The 24,075-nt window shown below is 47.8% G+C and carries 24 protein-coding genes, 2 tRNA genes, 2 rRNA genes and 1 riboswitch (1 of these 29 only partly in view); of the genes, 24 read left to right on the top strand and 4 right to left on the bottom strand.

The window, feature by feature from the left end; translation table 11 throughout:
- From CTH_RS00565 to thiC, 11 genes are all read left to right on the top strand, one after another.
- A 23S ribosomal RNA gene (locus tag CTH_RS00565) occupies positions 1-2,600 on the top strand (it extends 964 nt beyond the left edge of the window).
- A gap of 51 nt (positions 2,601-2,651) precedes the next feature.
- A tRNA-Asn gene (locus tag CTH_RS00570) sits at positions 2,652-2,726 on the top strand.
- 1 nt (position 2,727) lies between these two features.
- A 5S ribosomal RNA gene (gene rrf, locus CTH_RS00575) occupies positions 2,728-2,844 on the top strand.
- Positions 2,845-3,083: 239 nt separating this feature from the next.
- Entirely contained in the window at positions 3,084-3,545 is a 462-nt protein-coding gene (nrdR, locus tag CTH_RS00580) for a transcriptional regulator NrdR (RefSeq protein WP_078665622.1), read from the top strand.
- Positions 3,542-5,602 carry an anaerobic ribonucleoside-triphosphate reductase gene (nrdD, locus tag CTH_RS00585; protein WP_078665623.1) on the top strand — a complete coding sequence of 687 codons (2,061 nt, stop codon included), beginning with the start codon at positions 3,542-3,544 and terminating at the stop codon, positions 5,600-5,602. Before nrdR ends, nrdD begins: the two co-directional genes overlap by 4 nt.
- A 29-nt stretch (positions 5,603-5,631) precedes the next feature.
- Positions 5,632-5,937 carry a hypothetical protein gene (locus CTH_RS00590; protein ID WP_078665624.1) on the top strand — a complete coding sequence of 102 codons (306 nt, stop codon included), beginning with the start codon at positions 5,632-5,634 and terminating at the stop codon, positions 5,935-5,937.
- A complete protein-coding gene (gene nrdG, locus CTH_RS00595; protein ID WP_078665625.1) occupies positions 5,937-6,452 on the top strand; it encodes an anaerobic ribonucleoside-triphosphate reductase activating protein in 516 nt (171 codons plus the stop codon). Before CTH_RS00590 ends, nrdG begins: the two co-directional genes overlap by 1 nt.
- Before the next feature lie 89 nt (positions 6,453-6,541).
- Complete coding sequence (locus CTH_RS00600; protein ID WP_078665626.1) at positions 6,542-6,865, top strand: hypothetical protein; 324 nt, start codon at positions 6,542-6,544, stop codon at positions 6,863-6,865.
- A 50-nt stretch (positions 6,866-6,915) separates the two neighbouring features.
- Positions 6,916-7,290, top strand: a complete 375-nt coding sequence (locus tag CTH_RS00605) for a PilZ domain-containing protein (protein WP_078665627.1) — start codon at positions 6,916-6,918, stop codon at positions 7,288-7,290.
- Positions 7,289-7,390, top strand: a riboswitch (TPP riboswitch). (Overlaps the previous gene by 2 nt.)
- Before the next feature lie 60 nt (positions 7,391-7,450).
- Positions 7,451-7,867 carry a hypothetical protein gene (locus tag CTH_RS00610; protein WP_078665628.1) on the top strand — a complete coding sequence of 139 codons (417 nt, stop codon included), beginning with the start codon at positions 7,451-7,453 and terminating at the stop codon, positions 7,865-7,867.
- Between the two features lies 1 nt (position 7,868).
- Positions 7,869-9,113, top strand: a complete 1,245-nt coding sequence (gene thiC, locus CTH_RS00615) for a phosphomethylpyrimidine synthase ThiC (protein ID WP_107752700.1) — start codon at positions 7,869-7,871, stop codon at positions 9,111-9,113.
- Here the strand turns inward: thiC and CTH_RS00620 are convergent.
- Entirely contained in the window at positions 9,107-9,754 is a 648-nt protein-coding gene (locus CTH_RS00620) for a hypothetical protein (RefSeq protein ID WP_078665630.1), read from the bottom strand. The two genes, thiC and CTH_RS00620, sit on opposite strands and share 7 nt — an antisense overlap.
- A gap of 84 nt (positions 9,755-9,838) precedes the next feature.
- Positions 9,839-10,699: a radical SAM protein gene (locus CTH_RS00625; RefSeq protein ID WP_078665631.1), complete on the bottom strand. Its 861-nt coding sequence runs from the start codon at positions 10,697-10,699 to the stop codon at positions 9,839-9,841.
- Between the two features lie 84 nt (positions 10,700-10,783).
- Between CTH_RS00625 and CTH_RS00630 the strand changes: the two genes are divergently transcribed.
- The 5 genes from CTH_RS00630 to CTH_RS00650 all read left to right on the top strand — a co-directional run bounded on the left by CTH_RS00630 (position 10,784) and on the right by CTH_RS00650 (position 17,082).
- The gene (locus CTH_RS00630) at positions 10,784-11,233 is read left to right on the top strand and encodes a YkvA family protein (protein ID WP_159071765.1); all 450 of its coding nucleotides are present in this window, start codon (positions 10,784-10,786) and stop codon (positions 11,231-11,233) included.
- Between the two features lie 15 nt (positions 11,234-11,248).
- Positions 11,249-13,552 carry a DEAD/DEAH box helicase gene (locus CTH_RS00635; protein ID WP_107752702.1) on the top strand — a complete coding sequence of 768 codons (2,304 nt, stop codon included), beginning with the start codon at positions 11,249-11,251 and terminating at the stop codon, positions 13,550-13,552.
- A gap of 124 nt (positions 13,553-13,676) precedes the next feature.
- The gene (locus CTH_RS00640; RefSeq protein ID WP_107752704.1) at positions 13,677-15,449 is read left to right on the top strand and encodes a peptidoglycan-binding protein; all 1,773 of its coding nucleotides are present in this window, start codon (positions 13,677-13,679) and stop codon (positions 15,447-15,449) included.
- Positions 15,450-15,606: 157 nt separating this feature from the next.
- Positions 15,607-16,812: an HD-GYP domain-containing protein gene (locus CTH_RS00645; RefSeq protein ID WP_078665635.1), complete on the top strand. Its 1,206-nt coding sequence runs from the start codon at positions 15,607-15,609 to the stop codon at positions 16,810-16,812.
- An 84-nt stretch (positions 16,813-16,896) separates the two neighbouring features.
- Entirely contained in the window at positions 16,897-17,082 is a 186-nt protein-coding gene (locus CTH_RS00650) for a hypothetical protein (protein WP_078665636.1), read from the top strand.
- A gap of 16 nt (positions 17,083-17,098) precedes the next feature.
- Here CTH_RS00650 and CTH_RS00655 read toward each other — a convergent pair whose 3' ends face one another.
- Positions 17,099-17,686 (bottom strand): TetR/AcrR family transcriptional regulator, encoded by a 588-nt coding sequence (locus CTH_RS00655; protein ID WP_079906133.1) that lies wholly within the window; start codon positions 17,684-17,686, stop codon positions 17,099-17,101.
- 69 nt (positions 17,687-17,755) lie between these two features.
- Between CTH_RS00655 and CTH_RS00660 the strand changes: the two genes are divergently transcribed.
- A tRNA-Thr gene (locus CTH_RS00660) sits at positions 17,756-17,831 on the top strand.
- 98 nt (positions 17,832-17,929) lie between these two features.
- On the opposite strand, the gene CTH_RS00665 is transcribed toward CTH_RS00660, so the two are convergent.
- On the bottom strand, positions 17,930-18,472 hold the full coding sequence (locus CTH_RS00665) for a ferritin-like domain-containing protein (protein ID WP_079906132.1): 543 nt from the start codon (positions 18,470-18,472) through the stop codon (positions 17,930-17,932).
- 142 nt (positions 18,473-18,614) lie between these two features.
- Here CTH_RS00665 and CTH_RS00670 point away from each other — a divergent pair, with 142 nt between their 5' ends.
- From CTH_RS00670 to hemE, 7 genes are all read left to right on the top strand, one after another.
- A complete protein-coding gene (locus tag CTH_RS00670) occupies positions 18,615-19,487 on the top strand; it encodes a L,D-transpeptidase (RefSeq protein ID WP_159073784.1) in 873 nt (290 codons plus the stop codon).
- Between the two features lie 56 nt (positions 19,488-19,543).
- Positions 19,544-19,696: a hypothetical protein gene (locus CTH_RS14045; protein ID WP_159071767.1), complete on the top strand. Its 153-nt coding sequence runs from the start codon at positions 19,544-19,546 to the stop codon at positions 19,694-19,696.
- The gene (locus tag CTH_RS00675; protein WP_078665640.1) at positions 19,693-20,016 is read left to right on the top strand and encodes a nucleotide pyrophosphohydrolase; all 324 of its coding nucleotides are present in this window, start codon (positions 19,693-19,695) and stop codon (positions 20,014-20,016) included. The genes CTH_RS14045 and CTH_RS00675 overlap by 4 nt, the downstream gene beginning before the upstream one ends.
- A gap of 51 nt (positions 20,017-20,067) precedes the next feature.
- Positions 20,068-20,754, top strand: coding sequence for a LolA-like protein (locus tag CTH_RS00680; RefSeq protein ID WP_107752709.1), 687 nt, complete (start codon positions 20,068-20,070; stop codon positions 20,752-20,754).
- Positions 20,755-20,810: 56 nt separating this feature from the next.
- Entirely contained in the window at positions 20,811-21,350 is a 540-nt protein-coding gene (gene hpt, locus CTH_RS00685) for a hypoxanthine phosphoribosyltransferase (protein ID WP_078665642.1), read from the top strand.
- Between the two features lie 20 nt (positions 21,351-21,370).
- The gene (gene guaA / locus CTH_RS00690; protein ID WP_107752711.1) at positions 21,371-22,906 is read left to right on the top strand and encodes a glutamine-hydrolyzing GMP synthase; all 1,536 of its coding nucleotides are present in this window, start codon (positions 21,371-21,373) and stop codon (positions 22,904-22,906) included.
- Positions 22,907-23,037: 131 nt separating this feature from the next.
- Positions 23,038-24,066: a uroporphyrinogen decarboxylase gene (gene hemE / locus CTH_RS00695; RefSeq protein WP_078665644.1), complete on the top strand. Its 1,029-nt coding sequence runs from the start codon at positions 23,038-23,040 to the stop codon at positions 24,064-24,066.
- Positions 24,067-24,075: the final 9 nt, after the last annotated feature.

A 24,075-nucleotide genomic window follows, 5' to 3' on the forward strand; every position in this document is an offset into this window, starting at 1 on the left:
ATCAAAATTACACTGAACAATACGATAAGCTGGGACGCAAGATATATAAGCTCATACAGACGTGGAAATAAGGCTGAAGGTTCGAACTTCGAACATCGAACTTCGAACCTCGACGGGTAATGGCGTGCCTTTTGTAGAATGAACCGGCGAGTTACGGTAGCAAGCGAGGTTAAGGCGGGGAGCCGGAGCCGAAGCGAAAGCGAGTCTGAAGAGGGCGAAAAGTTTGCTGCCGTAGACCCGAAACCGGGTGATCTACCCATGTCCAGGGTGAAGCGGGAGTAAAGTCTCGTGGAGGCCCGAACCGACCGACGTTGAAAAGTCGGCGGATGAGGTGTGGGTAGGGGTGAAATGCCAATCGAACCCGGAGATAGCTGGTTCTCCCCGAAATAGCTTTAGGGCTAGCCTCAGGGGATGAGTTATGGAGGTAGAGCACTGAATGGGCTAGGGGCCTGAGCAAGGTTACCGAACCTTATCAAACTGCGAATGCCATAACTTGGACCCTGGGAGTCAGACTATGAGGGATAAGCTTCATAGTCGAGAGGGAAACAGCCCAGACCGCCGATTAAGGTCCCGAAGTACAGGCTAAGTGGGAAAGGATGTGCAGCTGCATAGACAACCAGGATGTTGGCTTAGAAGCAGCCATCATTTAAAGAGTGCGTAATAGCTCACTGGTCGAGTGGTTGTGCGCCGAAAATGTCCGGGGCTAAGCCTGTCACCGAAATCGCGGATTCGCTTGAGTCACCAGTGTCCTATAAGGCGAACAGGGAAAGGAAGGAGATTTAGTCAAAACCGACCTTAAGAAAGGAATAATGAGGTTTTGACTAAATGCCAACAGCTAAGCCTGTCCGTCAGATAGGGTAGCGGTGACTCAAGCGAATGGTAGGGGAGCGTTCCATGGGCGGAGAAGGCATACCGAGAGGAGTGCTGGAGCGCATGGAAGTGAGAATGCCGGTATAAGTATGCGAAAAGGCAGGTGAGAATCCTGCCCGCCGAAAACCTGAGGTTTCCTGGGGAAGGCTCGTCCGCCCAGGGTAAGTCGGGACCTAAGCCGAGGCCGAAGAGGCGTAGGTGATGGACAATCGGTTGAAAATCCGATACCACCATACAACCGATATTACGAAGGGGTGACGCAGGAGGCTAGGGAGAGCCGGTGATTGGAAGGACCGGTCCAAGCCAGTAGGGAGTGAGGCAGGCAAATCCGCCTCACGGAAATCCTGAGAGGTGAAGGGGAGCCCGTAAGGGCGAAGCTTCTGACGCCAAACTGCCGAGAAAAGCCTCTAAGGAGGGGGTATGGTGCCCGTACCGGAAACCGACACAGGTAGGTGAGGAGAGAATCCTAAGGCGAGCGAGAGAACCCTCGTTAAGGAACTCGGCAAAATGACTCCGTAACTTCGGGAGAAGGAGTGCCGCTAGATGTGAAGGGCCTTGCGCCTGGAGCATAGAGCGGTCGCAGAGAAGAGGCCCAAGCGACTGTTTACCAAAAACACAGGTCCCTGCCAAAGCGAAAGCTGACGTATAGGGGCTGACGCCTGCCCGGTGCCGGAAGGTTAAGGGGAAAGGTTAGCTGAGAGGCGAAGCTTTGAACCGAAGCCCCGGTAAACGGCGGCCGTAACTATAACGGTCCTAAGGTAGCGAAATTCCTTGTCGGGTAAGTTCCGACCCGCACGAAAGGCGTAACGACTTGGGCGCTGTCTCAACGAGGGGCTCGGCGAAATTGTAGTACACGTGAAGATGCGTGTTACCTGCGACAGGACAGAAAGACCCCGTGGAGCTTTACTGTAGCCTGACATTGGATTTTGGTATTGCATGTACAGGATAGGTGGGAGACTGGGAAGCTTAGGCGCCAGCCTAAGTGGAGTCGGTGGTGGGATACCACCCTTGTGATATTGAAGTTCTAACCCGAACTCGTGAGCCGGGTAGGGGACAGTGTCAGGTGGGCAGTTTGACTGGGGCGGTCGCCTCCTAAAGAGTAACGGAGGCGCCCAAAGGTTCCCTCAGCGCGAATGGAAAACGCGCGGAGAGTGCAAAGGCAGAAGGGAGCTTGACTGTGAGACCGACGGGTCGAGCAGGGACGAAAGTCGGGCTTAGTGATCCGGTGGTACCGAGTGGAAGGGCCATCGCTCAACGGATAAAAGCTACCCCGGGGATAACAGGCTTATCTCCCCCAAGAGTCCACATCGACGGGGAGGTTTGGCACCTCGATGTCGGCTCATCGCATCCTGGGGCTGAAGTAGGTCCCAAGGGTTGGGCTGTTCGCCCATTAAAGCGGTACGCGAGCTGGGTTCAGAACGTCGTGAGACAGTTCGGTCCCTATCCGTCGCAGGCGGAGGAAATTTGAGAGGAGCTGTCCCTAGTACGAGAGGACCGGGATGGACAGACCGCTGGTGTACCAGTTGTTCCGCCAGGAGCAATCGCTGGGTAGCCAAGTCTGGACGGGATAAGCGCTGAAAGCATCTAAGCGCGAAGTCCACCTCAAGATAAGATTTCCCACTGGGAAAACCAGGTAAGACCCCTGGAAGAAGACCAGGTAGATAGGCCGGGAGTGTAAGAGCCGCAAGGCTTTGAGCGGACCGGTACTAATAGGTCGAGGTCTTAACCTCAAAAGAACTCTGTGCGGTTTTGAGGGAGCAATCCCTTGAATTGAATAATGTTCCCCGATAGCTCAATGGTAGAGCGCCCGGCTGTTAACCGGTAGGTTGCAGGTTCGAGTCCTGCTCGGGGAGCCAGTCCGGTGGCAATGGCGGTGGGGCAACACCCGTACCCATACCGAACACGGCAGTTAAGCCCACCAGCGCCGATGGTACTTGGACCGCAGGGTCCTGGGAGAGTAGGTCGCTGCCGGACACAACAACAGGCCTTCTCATAAATAAGAAGGTCTGTTGTTTTTTTCCAAAGAAAATTATTCCTTAAGTATAATCAGGAGAAAAATAAAGGACAAGCTAGTTTTCTTACACTAGTTAAAAATATTTTTCCAAAGCATTTATTGACTTACCCCATATATAGAGTATAAAATAGGTTTAGCCAAGAAATATGCTCTATATCTAGAGCTATATTCTGACAATTTCGCAAGGACGGGGAAGCATATGAAATGCCCGTTTTGTCATGAAACTGCTACCAAAGTAGTGGAATCCCGTACCGCTGATGAAGGCAATAGTATTAGGCGGCGACGGGAATGTGAGAACTGCGGTAAACGATTCACCACTTATGAGAGGATAGAAGAGCGACCTTTACTGGTTATTAAAAACGATGGGCGCCGGGAAGTTTTTTCACCGGAAAAATTAATGCACGGTCTGGTAAAGGCCGTGGAAAAACGACCAGTGTCAATGGAAGTGTTACAGAAAATAGTTACTGAGGTAGAGAGTCAGGTGCGGACCCAATTTGACAAAGAAGTACCTAGTTCTTATTTAGGAGAGCTTGTGATGGAAAAGCTGAGAACAGTGGATGAGGTAGCATATGTCCGCTTTGCTTCAGTTTACCGCCGTTTCCGTGATGTAAATGAGTTTATGGAAGAAATTAAACGTTTTTTGGAGGGCGAGAGCGGATGATCCATTATATCAAAAAACGGGATGGCCGGGTGGTTCCCTTTAATCGGGAGAAGATTAAAAATGCCATTATGGCAGCTGCTCGGGCAGTTGGTGGGGACAATGAGCAATTGGCTGACAGGCTATCGATTGAAGTAGTAAAATACCTGGAGAGCCATCCCGAAGGGCCGGAAGGTACTGTTTCTGTGGAGTATGTTCAAGATGCAGTGGAAAAGGTTTTAATTGAAAATGGACATGCCCAGACTGCCAAAGCGTACATACTTTATCGGAATAAACGCACTAGAATCAGGGAATCGCAATCCGATTTAATGGATGCAGTAGCCGAAATCCTGGTGGAGACTAGCAAGGAAAATGCTAATGTTCAGAATAGCCCGATGGCGAAAATGCTGCAAATAGCCTCTACGGGCAGTAAGAAATACTATTTAACCCGTTTAATGCCGGAGAAGCATGCCCAGGCCCATATCAATGGTGATATTCACATTCATGACCTGGACTTTTTTGCCAAAACCTTGACCTGTGTTCAGATACCTTTAGGGCGTTTGTTGCTAAATGGGTTTAATAATGGACATGGGTTTATACGCAGTCCTAAGGGCATAAAATCGGCAGCTAATTTAACAGCAGTAATTATCCAGTCATCTCAAAACGACATGCATGGTGGACAGTCGGTAGCCTATTTTGATTATGATCTGGCTCCGTTTATACAAAGGGAACGGGAAAGACAGCGCAAAATATTTGCGGAAGTCGGGGTTGAGATCAGTGATGAGCAGTTGGAAAAACTGGTAGATAAAGAGTGCTATCAGGCTATGGAAGCACTGATTTTTAATTTGAATACCATGCATTCCCGAGCGGGAGCGCAGGTGCCGTTCTCCAGTTTGAACTTTGGAACAGATACTTCTCCAGAAGGACGAATGGTTACCAAAAACCTGCTACTGGCCTATGAGGCCGGGTTGGGACGTGGGGAGAACCCGATTTTCCCCAATTTAATATTTAAGCTGAAAAAGGGAGTAAACATGGACCCTGGAGATCCCAACTATGACTTATTCCGTTTGGCCCTGCGGGTGACCTCCAGGAGAATGTTCCCGACTTATGCATTCCAGGATAGCAGTTTTAACGCGCCATATTCCCGGCGCAAAGAAGGGGAGGTAGCCTATATGGGTTGCCGTACCCGGGTAATTGGTAATGTGAATGGGCCTGAGATAACGGAAGGACGTGGTAATGCTTCCTTTACTACCATTAACTTACCGCGACTGGCCTTGAGGGCCCAGGGTGATATCAAAAAGTTTTTTGAACTGCTAGAGGAAATGATGGATTTGGTCAAGGAACAGTTGTTGTTCCGTTTTGATATTCAGCGGCGGCTGAAAGTCAAGGATATGCCTTTTCTGATGGGACAGAATCTCTATCTCGATAGTGATAAACTAGGGCCCAATGACGAAATTTATGAAGCTATTAAGCATGCCACCCTTTCCATTGGGTTTATCGGCTTGGCGGAAACACTGGTAGCTCTGCTGGGTAAACACCATGGTGAGTCAGAAGAGGCCGATGCCCTGGGTGTGGAAATAGTCAAATTTATGCGGGAAAAATGTGACCAGTATACCCGGGAATACAAGTTGAACTTTAGCTTACTGGGAACACCTGCCGAAGGATTGGCAGGACGATTTACCAAACTGGACCAAAAGGAATTTGGTATTATCCCCGGGGTAACAGACCGCATGTACTACACAAATAGTATGCACATTCCGGTGTGGTATAATATTTCGATGTATGATAAAGCCAGGATTGAGGGGAAATATCACAAGTACCTGAATGCCGGACATATCCTTTATCTGGAGTTACCGGCTGCTCCGCAACATAATATCGATGCCCTGGAAGCGATTATTAAGCACATGGCAGCCTGTGATGTAGGCTATGGAGCAGTTAACTTTCCCATAGATTTTTGTAAGGTCTGTGGTTACTTAGGGATTATTAACCACGATAAGTGTCCTAACTGTGGTTCAGTCAATGTAATGGAAGAAGAAATAGAATATGACCTGGAGTGGCCCGCTACGGGTACTACTAACTAGATAAAAAGTGAAGAGGAGGGTGTTGATTGATGAAAAGTGCTGTATGTGTACAGGAGAAATTGCCGGAACTGACTCCGGAGCAAATTGCCTATTATCGGCAGAAGGCTCTTTATGCAGCTAATGCCAGGGGCCTGGAGATAACCGGTATTGATGTATATATGACTCCTCAGGGAAAGGTGAAAGTAGTAACCCATTTTGCTCCTTCTAGTATTGAACGGGTACGGCGGGTTACAGGATATTTTTGTAAATTATCTAATTGCAATGATGCTAAATTGCAGGAAATTGCCCAAAGGGTGAAACATTCCCCGCTGGGGATTACATGTGGGTGTAACTGATGATCAGGCTGGCAGGAATTACAACTGAAAGTGTGGTGGACGGGCCAGGGTTGAGAACAGTAATCTGGACCCAGGGCTGCCCCCACCGCTGTCCGGGTTGTCATAATCCTGATACCCATGACCCTGAAGGAGGGGAACTCTGGACCTTTGAACAGGTCTTTGCTGAACTGGAAGGGGACAAGCTGGCAACAGGAATAACTCTTTCAGGAGGGGAGCCCTTCTTTCAGCCGGAAGCCTGTTTGGTTATCGCCCGCTGGGCCAGGGAGAAGGGTAAAAACCTCTGGGTTTTTACTGGCTATACCTGGGAACAATTGATGCGAATGTCAGAGAGCAATCCGGTTATCGGGGAGCTGCTGCAGTTAACAGATGTGCTGGTGGATGGTCCCTATTTAAAGGAACAGCGAGCATTATGGTTGCCTTTCCGGGGTTCTACCAATCAAAGGCTGATTGATGTACCGGCATCTCTGGCCAGTGGCAGCGTATGCATTATTGATGACAACCAGTTTGGGGTGTAAAAGAGAGGCAAAAGCCTCTCTTTTGTTTGCAAAGAAAGATTCTTCCTGATATAATATTGGCGCAAAGAAACTGGGTGAGGTGGAGACAGATGGCAGTGAATATGTTTGTGGATAATATACCCAATGGCTCATCGCTGGACATTCGACGGGGAACCGCTATTCACTTGATAAAATTAATTATCGGTTTTGCTCAAATCAAAGATAATGAAGTGGTTTTTGACCGTTTGCGTATTCAGCAACTGGCAGGGGCTGTGGGCTGTGCTGAAGAGGAGGCAATCCAGCTCTGTCAGCGGGCATATAATGGGGAAAAAGTGGAAGAAATTGTGGACCAGTTGATGGAAAAGGTTCGGGAAGAGAAAGAAAAAATGCTTTCCTTTATTGAAGCGGAAAAAAAGAAATTGTGGCAACAGTAGAAATTGTATGTTATAATTAGACAAAAGTACCTCTTTTGGGAGGGAGGGCTATGGCTGAGCGCAGGCATTTTCGCTGGCATACTCAGCTGCCGTTGTATTTTGAAGTGGCCCAGTTTGGCACATATCCCATTGAGCATTTACGTGGTAAGCGGGGACGGGGGCAGACCTATGACCTGGCAGAAGAAGGTCTCAGTTTTTTTTCAGCTCTGCGCTTACCAGTTAATATGATATTGCTTCTGGAATTAACTATCCCTGAACTGGGGACTTTAAAGCTAAAAGGCCGGGTTGTAAGATCACGGCCCTGGCAGGAGGGATGGTTAACAGGCGTGCAGTTTATTGGATTTAATGGGCCACGACGGCAAGCCCTGCGGGAACACATTGCCCACCAGGTAAAAAGTCAATATCAGCTAATCGAATATTTGTAGTTACCACTAGGGGTGCCGAAAAGGCTGAGAGAAGCTATGGCTTCAACCCTTTGTACCTGATCTGGGTAATACCAGCGAAGGGAAGTGGGTGGAACGAGTGTATACTCTACACCTGTCTCTTCGGGACGGGTGTTTTTTATTTATGAGAGGAAGGATAATAATGCGCGAAAAATTTTTTCGTATGCTAGATGCCAATTTCAACCGCTGTGTGGAAGGATTGCGGGTACTGGAAGATATGGCCCGGTTTATCCTGGAAGAGAAGGAACTGGCGAAGGCTTTAAAGCAGTTGCGACAGGAAATAGGCCTGGCCCGGCCGGAGGAAATTTGGCGATTTAGGGATGTCCAAGGGGATCCGGGAACAGAAGTGACAACACTCCGAGAACAGGAAAGGGCGTCCTGGCAGGCACTAATCAATGCCAATGCCTCCCGTGTGGCAGAGTCTTTGCGGGTGATTGAAGAAGGAAGTAAAGTGCTTTCCGACCTGGAACTGGCCGCTAAGGCAAAAAGATGGCGTTATCAAAGCTATATTCTGGGGCAAAAACTTTTATTAGCAAGTAAGGCAAAGGAGGAAAATTGAAATGACACAATTGGAGTTGGCCAGAGCTGGGAGAATAACAGCGGAAATGAAACTGGCGGCAGAAGCAGAGGGAATAGCTGCTGAAATTGTGCGGGAAAGGATTGCTGCTGGGGTTATGATCTTACCGGCCAATAAACAGCGGTATCTAGCCCAGCCCAAGTTAATCGGCTATGGGGCGACCACCAAGGTTAATGCCAATATCGGCACCTCTGGTGACTGGCCGGAGGTGGAAAAGGAGCTGGAGAAACTAGAAGTAGCTCTGGCTGCTGGGGCAGATGCCATTATGGATTTAAGTCTGGGGCCCAATCTCCGCCAGGCCCGGCAGGAGATCTTAAAGCGCTGTCCGGTACCAGTAGGGACAGTGCCAATTTATGAAGCCGGGTTTTATGGGGAACTCAGCAAAGATAAACTGTTTCAGGTAATCGAGGACCACTGCCGGCAAGGAGTGGATTTTATTACTGTTCACTGTGGCATCAATCGCCGGGTGCTGGAGGAAATTCAGGAAAGTCCGCGGGTATGTGGTATAGTCAGCCGAGGTGGGTCCTTTATCGTTCGCTGGATGCAGGAAACCGGCGAAGAAAACCCTCTTTATGCTCATTTTGATGAGTTACTGGAACTGGTAAGGGAATATGATGTTACACTGAGTCTGGGTGACGGGCTGCGACCAGGTGCCGTTGCTGATGCTACCGATGGACCGCAGATAGCTGAACTGTTAGAATTAGGGCGGCTGGTGAAAAGGGCCTGGGCCAAAGGAGTTCAGGTCATGGTGGAAGGACCGGGCCATGTTCCTTTAAACCAAATTGAAACTAATATTAAATTACAGAAGCGTCTTTGTCATGGTGCACCCTTCTATGTACTGGGCCCCCTGGTTACTGATGTGGGTGCCGGGCATGACCACATTACGGCAGCTATCGGCGGAGCGATTGCTGCAGCTGCCGGGGCAGATTTCCTCTGTTATGTGACTCCGGCAGAACACCTGGGCTTGCCAGATGCCGATGATGTACGGCAGGGAGTAATTGCTACCCGAATTGCGGCTCATGCCGCTGATTTGGCTAAAGGAATTGAAAAAGCCTGGAATTGGGATAAAGCGATGAGCAAGGCCCGTAAAGAATTGGATTGGGAACAGCAGCTTAATCTGGCCCTGGATCAGGCTACTGCTAGAGAAATGCGAAAAAGAAAAAACCCGGGACACCGGGCAGAATGCTCTATGTGCGGAGAGTTTTGTGCCATGAAGCAATGTCAATAATTGAAGCGGGCTTTCATAGCCACCACCAGGGGCTGGTTATTCAGGCGTAAACGCCAGTAATATTCACCGGCTACCAGGCGAGGAAAGGGCTGTTGAGTAATAAACAGCAGATAACGGGAAGAAATTACCTGGACGTTTCCTTGCCAGTGAGGGGAAATAAACGGCGTCGGAGGCTGAAAGTCATAGACTTTAACCCACTGATCAGCATATTGTTTGGTGCCCAGGAAGTGAATTTCACCTTCCGAACCGGGCCATGGTAACAGAGGCCATTGGGATAAAGGCCCCGGATAAAGATAGGGCGCGGGATAGCCCGACCAGTTACCACCGCGGTAAAGACCGCGGTGGTTTTCGTCTTCATAGAGGGAAGAATAATAAAAACTGCGGTCGTGTTGTAGCCAGCGCAGACGTAAAATCCAGGGCGAAGCGGGGTAAGCCAGAAGCAATTGCTCTGGATTCAGGTCAGATTCGGCAAACTGGCTGGTAATTTCGAGAGCCTGGCGAGGAGCAGTGGTCCATGAGTTTACAGCCGCTAGTACCAGCTGTTTGCTAGCGGGAAAATCTGGAGTAGCGGAAAATATGGATGCAGGGTAAAGCAGGTTTATGAAAAAGGCCAACAGGAAAATCAGCCGGTACCTGGCCATACTGACACCTCCAGCCAGGTAATTCGCTGACGTCCCTGGATATTCCTGCTAAGAAAAATGTCTCTTTTTCCCTTCTTTCCGACATCAGAGGCGGGGAATCCAGCCGAAACGCTGTATTTGTTCCGGGGCCTGCCGAATTTGAGCCAGCAAATGGTCGCGGTCCCGGTTGAGAGTGCCTTTTAATACAAACAGATTGGAAGCATGGTTGGAACGAAAGATACAGTTTTCCAGTTCAACCTGGGACAGCAGAAGCTCCAGTTCAGCCAGGAGTGTCCGTTCATCAATGGGCTGGAAGGTACCCTGTAGGACTTCCTGATATAATGGAGCTGCGGGATCGAGCATCAAGGTTAAAGCTCCGAGATAGTGGGGTTGCATAGCTGTTAAGACCCTGGCAGTGGCCTGGGCGTGTTCCTGCCAGAGGCCTTTGCCACCCAGGCCGTTGATGATTGTGACAGAGAGAAGCAGGCCAGCAGCTTTTACCTTTTCGGCAGCATCAATCATGGCCTGGCTGTCTACACCCTTATTGATTTTTTTCAAAATCAGGTCAGAGCCGCTTTCCAGTCCGAGGTAAGCAATACCCAGCCCTTTTTCTTTCAATAAATGCAATTCTTGTACAGATTTGGTCAAAATACTTTTAGGGCTGGCATAGATGCCGACCCGGTTCACCTGGGGATGGAGTGTTTGAATTAACTCCAGGATGTTAAGGAGATAATCGGTAGGAGCGGCCAGGGCATCGCCATCAGCAAGAAAAACGCGACGGAAATAGGGCCATTGAGTAGCGGACAGCAGGTCTTCCTTAATTTCAGCTACAGGTTTAAGAGCGAATTTTTTATCCTTGTACATGGTACAAAAAGTACAGCGATTATGAGAACAGCCTACTGTTACCTGGAGGATCAGGCTATCTGCTTCACTGGGAGGTCGAAAGATTGCACCCACGTAACCCATAAAATCACCTCAGTTTCATTTTACCATATTTTTTGCTATTATATAGTAACAGATAGTAACAGGAAGATAAGGACGGTGAGAGAGATGCGCAGAGCGGATAATTTTTATGACCGGATCAGACTAAAGATAGCTAACTGGGCGGAGGAAAAAGGGGGAGAAACCAGCCGGCAACTGGTAGACCTGCTTTTATTGGCGCCGGATTTCTTCCTTCTACTGGTGCGCTTATTAAGGGACCCCCGGGTTCCGGCTACAGCTAAATATGGGATAGCGGGAGCAATTGCCTATTATTTCTTGCCACTGGATTTTTTGCCGGAAATCCTGGTAGGGCCTATTGGTTTTGGGGATGATTTGATTTTAGCTGCTCTGGTAATTAATCGTTTATTACAGGCAGCCCCTGATATTGTCGTGGAACACTGGAGCGGTTCAGGAGAGGTTCTGGCCCAGGTGGAAAAAATCCTGAATAATGTCGATAAACTGGTTACTAACAAGGTCTGGAATAAAATCAGAGAGCATTGGCGCAAAATTTCCCGGTAGTGAGGAGTGGAAGCATTGGATAAGAAATATTATCGCGGCTTATTGCTGGATGACTTTCAGCGCCAGGCCATGGATTATGTGGACAATAACCTGTCGGTACTGGTTTCTGCTCCAACAGGAGTAGGAAAAACCTTGATTGCGGATTACACTATTGAAAAATGTTACCGGGAAGGGCGACAGGTTGTTTATACCGCCCCTATCAAGGCTCTTTCCAACCAGAAGTATAAGGATTTCAAACACTATTTTGGTAAGGATGCTGTGGGAATCATAACCGGGGATGTGGTTATTAACAGCAATGCCCCTATTCTGGTAATGACAACAGAAATTTTTCGCAATATGATTTTGACCAGAGACCCGGTTGTGGATATGGTACGATACCTGATTCTGGATGAAATTCACTACATTAGTGACCTGGACCGGGGCAGTGTCTGGGAAGAAACTATTATCTTCTTGCCCAAACATATTAAGATTTTAGGTTTATCGGCAACCATTCCCAATGCGGAAGAACTGGCCGAGTGGATTGCCTCGATTAAAGGTGAAGAAGTAAAGGTAGTTAAACATCATCAACGGGCTGTTCCCTTAAAGCATTTTGTTTTTGAAAAAACCATGGGGGCTGGTAACCTGAAAAAAGCCATCAAAATCCGGCGTCAAAAACTGGAGGAGATGGCGGAGAGCGGAGTTCCGGCAGGAAAAGGATTGCCTGCGACCACCCATGTGGATTTGGTCAGTTTCTTAAAGGATGAATATCTGCCTGCCTTGTATTTTGTTTTCAGCCGTAAAAAATGCGAAGACTATGCATATGAGCTATCCCGCAAGTTCAATTTCCTGACCAGAGATGAACGAATTAAAGTGGAACAATACCTGGCTAACAAATCAGCAGAACAGGGGGTTACAGCTAACCTGCTGGCTTTAGAGCGAGTACGTCGGGTGTTATTAAAAGGCATTGGTTTTCACCATGCCGGCATGTTGCCTATAGTAAAGGAAGTGGTTGAGGATTTGCTTACGGCCCGCCTCATCAAAGTCCTTTACTGTACGGAAACTTTTGCTGTGGGTATCAATATGCCGGTGAAAACTGTCTGCTTTGATTCCAATGAAAAATTTGATGGCAAAGATTTTCGGGTTATGACCAATCAGGAGTATTTCCAGATGGCAGGCCGGGCTGGACGGCGGGGAATAGATACTGAAGGTTTTGTATTTTCCATTGTGGATTTAAACTGGCTTAATCCCGACAAGATGGTAAAACCAGATGAAAGAAAACTGGAAAACCTGCAAAGCCGCTTTAACCTGGGTTATAATTCGGTGGTGAATTTGATAGGTCATCACCAAACCGAGGAAGAAATAGAGGAAGTTTTGCAACATAATTTTGCCTATTTCCAGGCCTCCCGAAAAGCTGATTTTTTACAAAAACGTATTCGAGAACTGGAGCAGGAGCTGGCACAAATCCTGGCAGAGCGCTGTGAAGATATTTACAATCTGACCTGTCCCTTGCAGTATCATACTGCCTGGTCCAGGCTGAAGGCTGACAAGCGGGAGCTTAACCGTCTCTTCCGTACCCGCTGGGGGCGGAGTAAACGTTATGAAAGCAAACGCAAGGAACTGTCCCTGCGTATCAGCCAGAACGAAAGCTTGCTGGCGGAGGTTGTTCCCCGCTTATGTACTGCGGAGCAACAGGGCCACTGTCAGGCCCAGCAGGAAAGATATCGTCGCCTGGATGAGGAAAAGAAGGAATTATATAAAGAGTGGGGGAGGTTAAGCAAGCAAACCAATTTCATCCGGGATTTTCGTTTGAAGCGCCAGCTTTTGCAAAAATTAGGCTTTGTGGATGAAAATAATGCCTTGACTCCCCGGGGCAAGTTTGCTACCCAGATTTATGTTCAGGAGTTGCTGGTAACAGAATTGTATTTTGATGGAGTCTTTCATGAATTTGAACCGGAGCAGATTGTGGCTCTGGTGGCGGCCATTGCCTATGAAAGCCGCAAACACGACTGGTTCAAAAAGGGTCCGGTTTATGATCTGGAACGGATTTACCGACTGATGTTGCCTTTGATTAGGGCGGAGGAGCAAATCCTGAATACGGTAACGGTAGAATTCCATCCTGAAGTTTCCCTCCTGGCTTACCAGTGGAGCGCAGGCCTGGAATTCGCCGATCTGCGCAGTTATTGTAATCTGCAGGACGGAGATATTGTTTCCATCTTCCGCCGTACCATCGATTTACTCCGGCAAATCCGGGGGGCAGCAGCAGCAGATCGCAGTCTGGCGGATAAACTCAGTCATTGTATTAAGTTAATAGATCGCGATGTGGTAGAATTTGTATTGTAGAACCAAAACCGCCGGCTAAAAACGGCGGTTTTAATTTTGGTAAGATTTGTTCCTTGAGTTACACCTTGACCAGTGTTACCATAAAAGCATAGGGGGAGTAAAGCGGAGAAAGAGAGGGGATAAAATGACTAATCTTAAAAGACTGATTTTATTAGTATTGAGTTTCTCCCTGGTTTTAGGTAACTTTATGCCTGTCTTAAGGGCAGAATCAGCAACAGTAATTGTACTGAAAGTAGGCAGTAAAAGTGAAGCTGTTAAACAGGTACAAACCAGATTAAAACAGCTTGGTTATTTTGCCGGACCTATTACGGGGTACTATGGCACTCAAACCAGAGATGCGGTCCTGCGCTGGCAAAAGGCTAATGGCCTGCCTGCTGATGGAATAATCGGTACAGTTAGCTGGAATCGCCTGTTTAATGTCAGTGTAACTCGCGGTACAACCGCAACAGCTCAACGGATCTATTTGACGTTGGGCAGTCGCGGGGAACAGGTGAAACTGCTGCAACAGAAACTGAATCAGCTCGGTTTCTACCAGGGGCCAATTACCGGTTACTTTGGTACCTTGACCAGAACAGCAGTGGTAAAATGGCAAAAGTCCAGGGGGTTAGCGGCAACCGGGGTAGTTAACCAGCAGGCCTGGACAGCACTGATGGCCAGCCAGAATCCTGTCAGCCGGGGGGTAACTGCAACCCGCCCAGCCGTACTGGGGCTAGGGGTGCGTTCCAACCTGGTGCTGGAATTGCAGCAATACCTGAAAACCATGGGATTGCTGACTGTACAACCCACCGGTTATTATGGTTTGTTGACGGTAATGGCAGTACAGGCCTGGGAAAAAGCCAATGGATTAAAAGTCGATGGCATAGTAGTTGAAGAGGAATTAAATAAAATCCGCACTCAGGCTAAAGCTCTGACCAATTTGCTGGGTGGTGCTGAAAAAGGCGCCTGGATTCTGGGCTATACGGCTATTGACTATCCAGGCGATAACCGCTCGGCCCAGAGTGTGATCCAGAGTCAGGGGCTGGGGGCAATAGCTACCTTTACCTATACCTTTGATAACAATGGTAATCTGAAAGGTAATGCTGACCAGGAAGCTTATACATTGCAGCAGGCCAGGGCCCGGGGGATCAAACCACTGGCTTTGTTACACAACTTTGATTATCGTGTGGGTTTTGACAAAAACCTGGCCCGGGCAGTGCTGACTGATCCCGCTAAAAGACAGCGTTTGATCAGCCAGCTGGTGAATGAGGTACAGAATCGCGGTTATCTAGGGGTTAACCTGGATGTAGAAGGAATATATCCGGCAGATGCCCCACACTACCTCGCTTTTCTGGGTGAGCTGAAACAGCAACTAGGGGCAAAAGGCTTATTAACTGTAGTTTCTATCCCGGCGAAAACCAGGGATGATACCACCAGTTCCTGGTCAGGGGGATATGATTATGCGGCTATTGGGCAGCGGGCTGATCTGGTTCAGATCATGACCTATGATGAACACTGGATTGGGGGCCCGGCTGGACCTATTGCCTCTTATCCCTGGACAGAGCAAGTAGTAAAATATGCGGTCAGCAAAATGCCGGCTTCCAAAATTCTGCTGGGCCTGGCCACTTATGGATATGATTGGGTTGGAACCAGTGCTCGCAGTGTAACCTATCCGCAAGCTGTAGCCAGAGCAGCCCAATATGGTGTTAAAGTTAACTGGGATGCTACAGCACTGGAATCCTGGTTTACCTACACCGATGAACAGGGACAAAAACATGAAGTCTGGTTTGAAAACGTAGAAAGCAATGCTAAAAGACTGGTGCTGGTAAAACAATATGGTTTAGCCGGTGCTGGTATCTGGCGGCTGGGCTTTGAGGATTCTGCCTACTGGCAGATGGTTCAGCAATATTTACAGCAATAAATATCCTGAAAAACCGGGCCGACTGGTCCGGTTTTTCTAAATAATAAATTGACTAAAAAATTCAGTCTTGTAGCGAAAATAATGAAGGATTTTGTGATTTTGTGCCGAATATTGTAATAGAGGGCTTGTAACATTAGTAACAAGTGAGGGGCACTAAATGAGGAAGAAACGCTATATCATCAATGGCATATATGGTTTTATTATCGGTCTGCTCATACCCTTTTTCGCTACCGTGGTAGAAATGCTCAGTACAGGGGTTACTTTAAGCTGGCAGGCCTTTTGGGCTACCCATTTTGGACGGGCCTGGTTTTTACTGGTGGATATGGTACCACCATTAATTGGCATTTTGCTGGCCCGACTTACATTGAGCCAGGAAGAGTTGTTGAATCAACATAAAGAGCTGGTTGCGATTAAAAAACATCTTGAAGAACAAAACCGTCTCTGGGAGACGATTTTTCAAAGTACTCCCATTGCTTATGCCTTGATAGATAAAGATTACACTTTTAAAAGGATAAATCGGGCTGCAATAGATATTGTGGGAATGCCGACAGAACGAGTTCTGGAGCGGCATTGTTTTGAGATTTTGGGGCGTAATAGCATTTGTCCCGGGTGTGCGGTAGCCCGTGCTTTTGTTAGCAAGGCGGTAGAGAGTCAGGTTAAAGAAGAGTTCAGTGGAGGACAAAGGCGGATTGTAGAACAAGTAGCAGTGCCCTTGATTGAAAATGGTGCAGTAGAGCAGGTACTGGAAATAATTATTGACAAAACCCAGGAAAGAATGCTACTGCAACAAAGAACTGAGGAAATGCTGGCAACCATTGATATTCTAGTTGGATTAATTGAGTTAAAGGACCAGTATACAGGAGGTCATTCCCAGCGGGTCAGACGCTGGGCAGGCTTACTGGCCAGATATATGAATTTGCCTCAGGAACTGGTGGAACAAATTGAAATGGCTGCCTCCTTACATGATATTGGGAAAATAGGCATTGCCGGCATGATTCTGAATAAACCCCATTGTTTATGTCCGGAAGAAAAGGATATAGTGCGGCGTCATCCGGTTATAGGGCAGGAAGCTCTGGCTGGACTGGAGCAATTTGAAGAGATAGCACTTATGATTCGGTCTCACCATGAACGCTGGGATGGCCAGGGTTATCCCGACGGGCTGGCAGGCAAAGATATTCCTTTAGGGGCACGGATAATCGGAGTGGTAGATGCCTATGATGCCATGATTTCAGACCGGGCTTATCGTAAAGCCCTTGACCAGGATGAAGCCGTAGCTGAGCTTAAAAAAGGTGCGGGTCAGCAATTTGATCCTGAAATCGTCCGTTGTTTTTGCGAGCTGCTGGAAAAGAAAAATAATAATTGAAAAAAAAGGTGAAAGATGAGCAGGAATTCACGCAATCATGGCGAATAATCTGTTATTGTATAACAGGATGCTGAGGTGGGTTCTGTGTATTGTAAGATCTGTCCGAACTGTTATGGTGATTCCTATAGTTCATCTCCCCATTTTACCTGGATTTGTCCCTACTGTGGTAAGGATATTACCAGGGAGCAAGGATTGCCTGCCGGTTCGCCCTTGGTTAAGAAAATACTGGAAGAGATTAAAACCGGACAGGAAAAATTAATAAAAAAATAAAAGCAAAAAGCAGGCGTTACTGACCTGCTTTATTATTTGTTAAACCGGATATTATTAGTTGATGGCAGATATTTTCCAGATGATTGATGGGAAATGAGGGTGTATTCGGTTTCAGGATCCAGTGTAAACAGGCAATGCTAACCGCACCAAAACAGGCAGCAGCGGCAGTTTCACAATCGAGTTCAGGTAGAATAAAGCCAGCCTGCTGGCCTTTGCGTAAGCTTTCGGCCCAGAGGGAAATGAAATCACTCAATTGGGAGCGAAACTGGTTTTGCAGCTCTGAAGCTCCCCAGACCTCAGTTAAAAGCACCTGGCAGAATAATTTATTATGAGCAAAAAAATTCACCTGTACTTTTATAAGGCTATATATATCCTGGGGTGAGGGGTGGTTCAAGGCTTGCTGGCCGGCGGAAAGCAAAGGTTGCAAGCCATTTCTGATCAGCTTTGCAAATAAATCTTCTTTACTGTCAAAATGATAATACAGAGTTCCTTTGGCAACCTGGGCACGAGCAGCGATTTCATCCATTACTGCTCCGGCATATCCTTTTTCGGCAAATACCTCCAGGGCTTTGTTGAATATCTGTTGAAGTCGGGGTGAGACCATTTATTTCACCTCTTACCAATAGCTTATACTTGACAATAAAGGGCGATTTAGGTATTATTTTTGGTGCGAGCCGATGTAGCTCAGCCGGTAGAGCGGCGCACTCGTAATGCGTAGGTCAGGGGTTCGAGTCCCCTCATCGGCTCCAGAGAAATCAAGGCTTCCGGGATTTGGGCCGGAGGCTTTTTTGTTTATTGGTGCCTAATTGGTGCCCAACTTTAGCGAACAAAGTGTACTTATCTGTTTTTATCTTACTATGGACTGCTTATTTAAGCAAGGAAGCTCTCTCAAAGCTTCTTGAAAAAGTACCAGGTGCAACTCTTCATCCTGAATTATCCGCTCTAAAAGTTTTTGGATATAAGGATCGTCAATTTGCATAATACGATAACGATAATTAGCTATAGCTTGTTTTTCTGCTTCAATATCAGCTTGTAATTGATCATAAACACTTGTACCGTATTTTATATAACAGCCATTCCAGTAGTGCCCCCAGGTGCTGAAAGCACCTCGAATTCTTGGTTCACCACCTAAAAGTACAATAGTTTCTGCCAATAACTCCATATGATGCATTTCAGTAATAGCAATACCCTCTAAAAGTTCAGCTATTTTTTTATTTTTTATTATATAGTGATGATATAAATACTGGGTTATTGCAGTAAATTCGCTGGCAAATCCAGCATAATCATCCATCAACAGCTCAGCATAGTAAGGATTTGAAGAAACTACTTTTATTTCTGGATATGGCCCGGCAGCTGCATATTTGTTAGGAGCATGTGCTAGAAAAGGCATAAATATCACCCCCTATGTTATGCTATGCTTTAAGATATGATGTGAAGATGTGAAAAGTTAAATCAGTAATTCTATCTCCATTCTGCCCCTCATAGATATATAGATGTACTTTAATGCTATTTTCTATGAAGGGGTGGGGAGAATGAAAAGAGAAATTTATTTTATTGTTCTATTTATAGCATGTTTATTATTACCTTCGGCAGTTCAGGCTGCCATGAGGGTTGAGGTGGATTTAAGCACCCAGATGGTCAAGGTCTATGATAACAATCTCTTGCTGCGGGCCATGATTTGTTCAACCGGTGCGCCTGGGACGCCAACACCGGTAGGGGATTTTCGCATCCAGGGCAAAGGGCCAATGTTTGTTACTGATTATGGGGTTTCAGCAAAATATTATTCCGCTTTCAACGGGGATTATCTTTTTCATTCCATCCTTTTCGACCGAACCGGGAAACGCCTGATCAGCCGCTCAGTACAAATGTTAGGCCGGCCGGCGTCTCATGGCTGTATTCGCCTGAATCTCTATGATGCCAAGTGGTTACAGGAAAAGGTGCCCCGGGGAACACCGGTAAAAATCAGGAAAAGCGGCAAAGCAGGCATGAAAAAGGAAAAATGGAAAGTCCAGGTTAATGGCAAACTTTACCCTGCCTGGCTGGATATACGCTGGCTGGAAGGGCAGGCTTATCTGCGGGCACAACAATTATCCTGGTTTATTCCCGGGAAAATGATAATAAAAGGAACATATATACAGTTTGTCCGGGAAAAGACGGTTTTAGAGTTGTTTTTAAGCGAACCGGGGCTTAAAATAAATGGCAGGGAAACAAGGAGCAGTCTTGCGCCTCAATTATTTGCCGATGGGCCATACTTGCCTTTGCAGCCTGTACTGTCCGCTTTGGGCTACCAGCTGGAATATATGAACAAAGCCAAAGTCATCAAAATCCAAACAGTGATACAGCTCCTCCAGCCTAATGGTACTGAAAATGTAGCTGATGGTGTATATGGCAATATATATAATTAAAGATTGATTGATAACTCTTCCGGGCATAATAACAGAAAAAGTCCGGAGGTGCAGTTATGAAAAGACATGGTCATAAATCCTGGGGAACCTGGACTTCCTGGGGGGGAATCGGGGCAGCAGAGGAATTTTTTCAACTGGGCTGGGGCCCACTGGCTGGAGGCAGTGAGGCAATGATGAACAAGAAGAGTCACAGGGAGGATGACGGATGAAGCGCTTGCAGGAAGAGACCCATGCCTATATCAGCCAGTACAAGGAGGGCTATTTTAAGCCTTTGACCCTGGTAGCGCGGCTGGCAGAAGAAGTAGGAGAGCTGGCCCGGGAAGTAAACCACCAGTTTGGCGAGAAACCCAAAAAACCGGGGGAGCCGCCAGGAGACATAGCTCTTGAACTGGCGGATATCTTATTCATTGTTGTCTGTTTTGCCAATTCTCTGGGTATAGATCTGGATGAAGCCTGGGACCGGATGATGGAAAAGTACCGGACCCGGGATAAAAACCGCTGGACGCCTATAACAGCTGAATCCGAGTAATATTAGCCCCCTGGCCCTCATAAGATGATAGTGAGGGAAGGGGGCTGGATTATGGGGAAAAACCGGTACTGGATTTTCATAACATTTAGCTTAGCGATTATAGCGGTTCTGGCTGCTGCGAGCTGGTGGTGGTTGACCCGCCCTCTTTCCCCTGAACAAATTTTGCAAAACTTGCCCCGGCAGATGGTGCAATTGCAGAGCTATGAATTTCAAAATCGCGCCTGGCTGGAGGTGGATGGGAAAAAACAGGATTTAAGTGATCTGCAGGGAGTAAAGGTTGGCCAGGATGTGCATTTGCAGGGCCAACTGCTTAAAACGCCTCTGGATTACTATCAGGTCAAGGGGAAAATTTATCTGAAGGACCCCTATGGTCGCTGGCAGCAAATGCCGCCACCGCAGGCGGGTAGCCAGGATTTGATTGAGATTTTGCTTTCATCCTGGGGCCTACTGGACTGGGGCCAGGGCCTAAAAGCAACGGACCAGATTACGGAAGCAAAGGTAGCAGGGGTGAATTGCTATCGTATCACTACTACTCCACGCATTACTAATCCCTATCTGAACCAGGCTTTTGGTCAGTTTGAGGGGACATTATGGCTGGATCAAAAAGAAGGAAAACTTTATCGAGTAATGCTGACCGGGACTCATCAGAAAAATCCCGGGGTAAAAATCTTTATTAACCTGGATTTTCGGCGACACAACCAGATTAATCAACCACTAAAACCACCGGTCATACCTTGACCGGTTTCCTTTTTCCGTGTTAAAATTGAAAAACAAACTTGCAGGGAGGACAGAACATGATCGCAGAGGCTGAACGGATTTTATTGTCAGAAGAGGAAATTCAGGCAAAAGTAAAGGAATTGGGAGCAGAAATTTCTTCCTATTATGGGGACAAGCCCATTTTGGCTCTGGGGATACTGAAAGGTGCTATTGTGTTCATGTCTGACTTGATTCGGCAGATCACCTGTCCACTGGAAATAGACTTCATGGCAGTATCCAGTTATGGTTCTTCCACCGAATCTTCCGGTGTGGTTAGAATCTTAAAGGATCTGGACTGCAGCATTGAGGGGAAAAACGTTCTGATTATTGAGGATATTATTGACAGTGGCCTCACTTTGAATTATCTCGTAGAAAACCTGAAATCCCGGGGGCCGGCCAGTGTTAAGATTGTAACTCTGCTGAATAAGCCCAGCCGGCGTAAAGTGAATATTCAAGCTGATTTTAACGGTTTTACCATTCCCGATGAATTTGTGGTGGGCTATGGTCTGGATTTTGCAGAAAGATACCGCAACCTGCCCTATATTTGCGTGTTAAAACCGGAAGCTTATCAGAAATAGGATAGGAGGCCATTAAAGAAATGCAACAGCAGGAAATGGTATTGGTCCTGGATTTCGGCGGTCAATACAGTCAGCTGATCGCCCGGCGCATCAGGGAGTGCAGGGTATATTGCGAAATGCTGCCTTATACCACTTCCCTGGAACGCATTAAAGCCATGAATCCGAAAGGGATTGTCTTTTCCGGCGGACCAGCCAGCGTCTACGGAGAAGGAGCACCGCGGATTGATGCCGCCATCTTTGAGCTGGGAATTCCGATTCTGGGTATTTGCTATGGCATGCAGCTGATGGCTTATACCCTGGGGGGCAAAGTGGACCGGGCTGTTAACCGGGAATATGGCAAAACCGAGCTGCGCATCCTGAAAGAGGATCAAGTTTTTGCCGGGATCGAAAGCCCTACCCAGTGCTGGATGAGCCATGGGGATTTTGTAGCTGCTGCTCCGGCTGGTTTTGAGGTGACAGCCCAGACGGAACATACTCCGGTGGCAGCTATGGCTGATTACCAGCGCCAGCTCTATGCGGTACAATTCCATCCGGAAGTGGTGCATACCCCGAAAGGCCAGGAGATGCTGCGCAATTTCCTCTTCAATGTTTGCGGCTGCCATGGTACCTGGAACATGGGCTCCTTTATTGAACAAACAGTAAAGGAAATTCGGGAGCGGGTAGGAGACCGCAAGGTGCTGTGTGCCCTCTCGGGTGGAGTGGATTCTTCCGTAGCAGCAGTACTGGTTCACAAGGCAGTAGGGGATCAGCTGACCTGTGTTTTTGTTAACCATGGCCTTTTGCGCAAAGGGGAAGCCGAACAGGTACGGCGAATCTTTAGCGAGAAGTTTAAGATAAATCTGGTTTATGTGGATGCGGAAGAGCGGTTCCTGCAAAAACTGGCCGGGGTTACTGATCCGGAACGCAAACGGAAACTGATTGGCAATGAATTCATTTATGTTTTCGAAGATGAGGCCAAAAAACTGGGGCAGATTGATTTTCTGGTGCAGGGTACCCTCTATCCCGATGTGGTGGAGAGCGGCACGGAAACAGCAGCTACGATCAAAACCCACCACAATGTGGGGGGCTTGCCGGAAGACATGCAGTTTGAACTGATTGAACCCCTGCGCTGGCTGTTCAAGGATGAAGTGCGAGCAGTGGGTGAGGAACTGGGATTGCCTGCTGAGATCGTCTGGCGCCAGCCTTTCCCGGGCCCCGGGTTGGCGGTACGCATTTTGGGAGAGGTTACCAGGGACAAACTGGATATATTGCGGGAAGCTGATGCGATTGTTACTGAAGAGATCTTTAATGCGGGCTTGAACAAACGGGTATGGCAGTATTTCGCCGTACTGCCTTCCATGAAAAGTGTGGGTGTGATGGGGGATGAACGCACTTATGCATACACTATCGTAGTGCGAGCAGTGACCAGTGAGGACGGTATGACTGCGGACTGGGCCCGCTTGCCCTATGAGCTGCTGGAGCGTATCTCCAACCGGATTGTCAATGAGGTACCCCATGTGAACCGGGTTGTCTATGATATAACTTCTAAGCCTCCTGGCACCATTGAGTGGGAGTAAATGCTATCCCTCCGTTTAACGGAGGGTATTTTGTTAATTAGCGAAAATAGGGTAAGATAAAAAAGGATTTTCTTCTTTCTCGTTGAATAGTAAAAAGTATGTGAAACTGAGGACAAGGAGGCAGTACATACATGAATGACACCTTTCTCAAAGCATGTCGCCGGGAGCCGGTGGATTATACTCCTGTTTGGCTGATGCGCCAGGCGGGCCGTTACATGGCCGAATATATGGCGATTAGAAGCAAGTATTCTTTCCTGGAAATGTGCAAGATTCCGGAAATTGCCGCTGAAGTTACTTTGCAACCGGTGAACAAACTGGGGGTGGATGCTGCCATCCTCTTTGCCGATATTCTTTTGCCTTTGGAAGGCATGGGGATTCAACTGGAGTTTGCCAAAAACGAGGGCCCGGTAATTCATAACCCGGTCCGAACCAGGGCGGATGTGGATGCCATCCGGGTCATTGAGGCGGAAGAGGCTACTCCCTATGTCATGGAAGCCATCCGTATCTTACGGCGGGAACTGGCAGATAAAGTTCCTCTGATCGGTTTTTCCGGTGCGCCCTTTACCCTGGCTAGCTATATTATCGAGGGGGGCGGCTCTAAAAATTATATTGAGTGCAAGAAGATGATGTGGCAGGCCCCCGAAGTTTGGCATGCTCTGATGGACAAGATTGCCGAGGTGATTTTGCGTTACCTCAAGGCTCAGATTGCTGCCGGAGCCCAGGCGGTGCAGTTATTTGACTCCTGGGTAGGGGCTCTGTCTCCCGAAGATTATCGTCAGTATGTGCTGCCTTATTCCAAAAAGGTGCTGGACGGCCTGAAGGATAGTGGCGTGCCCGTGATCCATTTTGCCAATAATGCCTCCAGCATGCTGGAACTGGTGAAAGAAGCCGGTGGAGATGTCATCGGCCTGGACTGGCGCATCAATATCGATGATGCCATTCGTCGCCTGGGCGATGATGTAGCTGTTCAGGGCAATCTGGATCCCATGATGTTGTTTGCACCGCCCCGGGTAATTGAGGAAAGGGTTAAGGATATTCTGGCCCGGGTTGGCAATCGGCCGGGACATATTTTTAACCTGGGCCATGGCATCCACAAAGATACCCCGGTAGAACATGTGATTGCTCTGGTGGAAGCAGTGCACAAACACAGTCGCCGGTAAGGAGTGAAG

The sequence above is a fragment of the Carboxydocella thermautotrophica genome (genome assembly GCA_003054495.1).
Lineage (GTDB): Bacteria > Bacillota.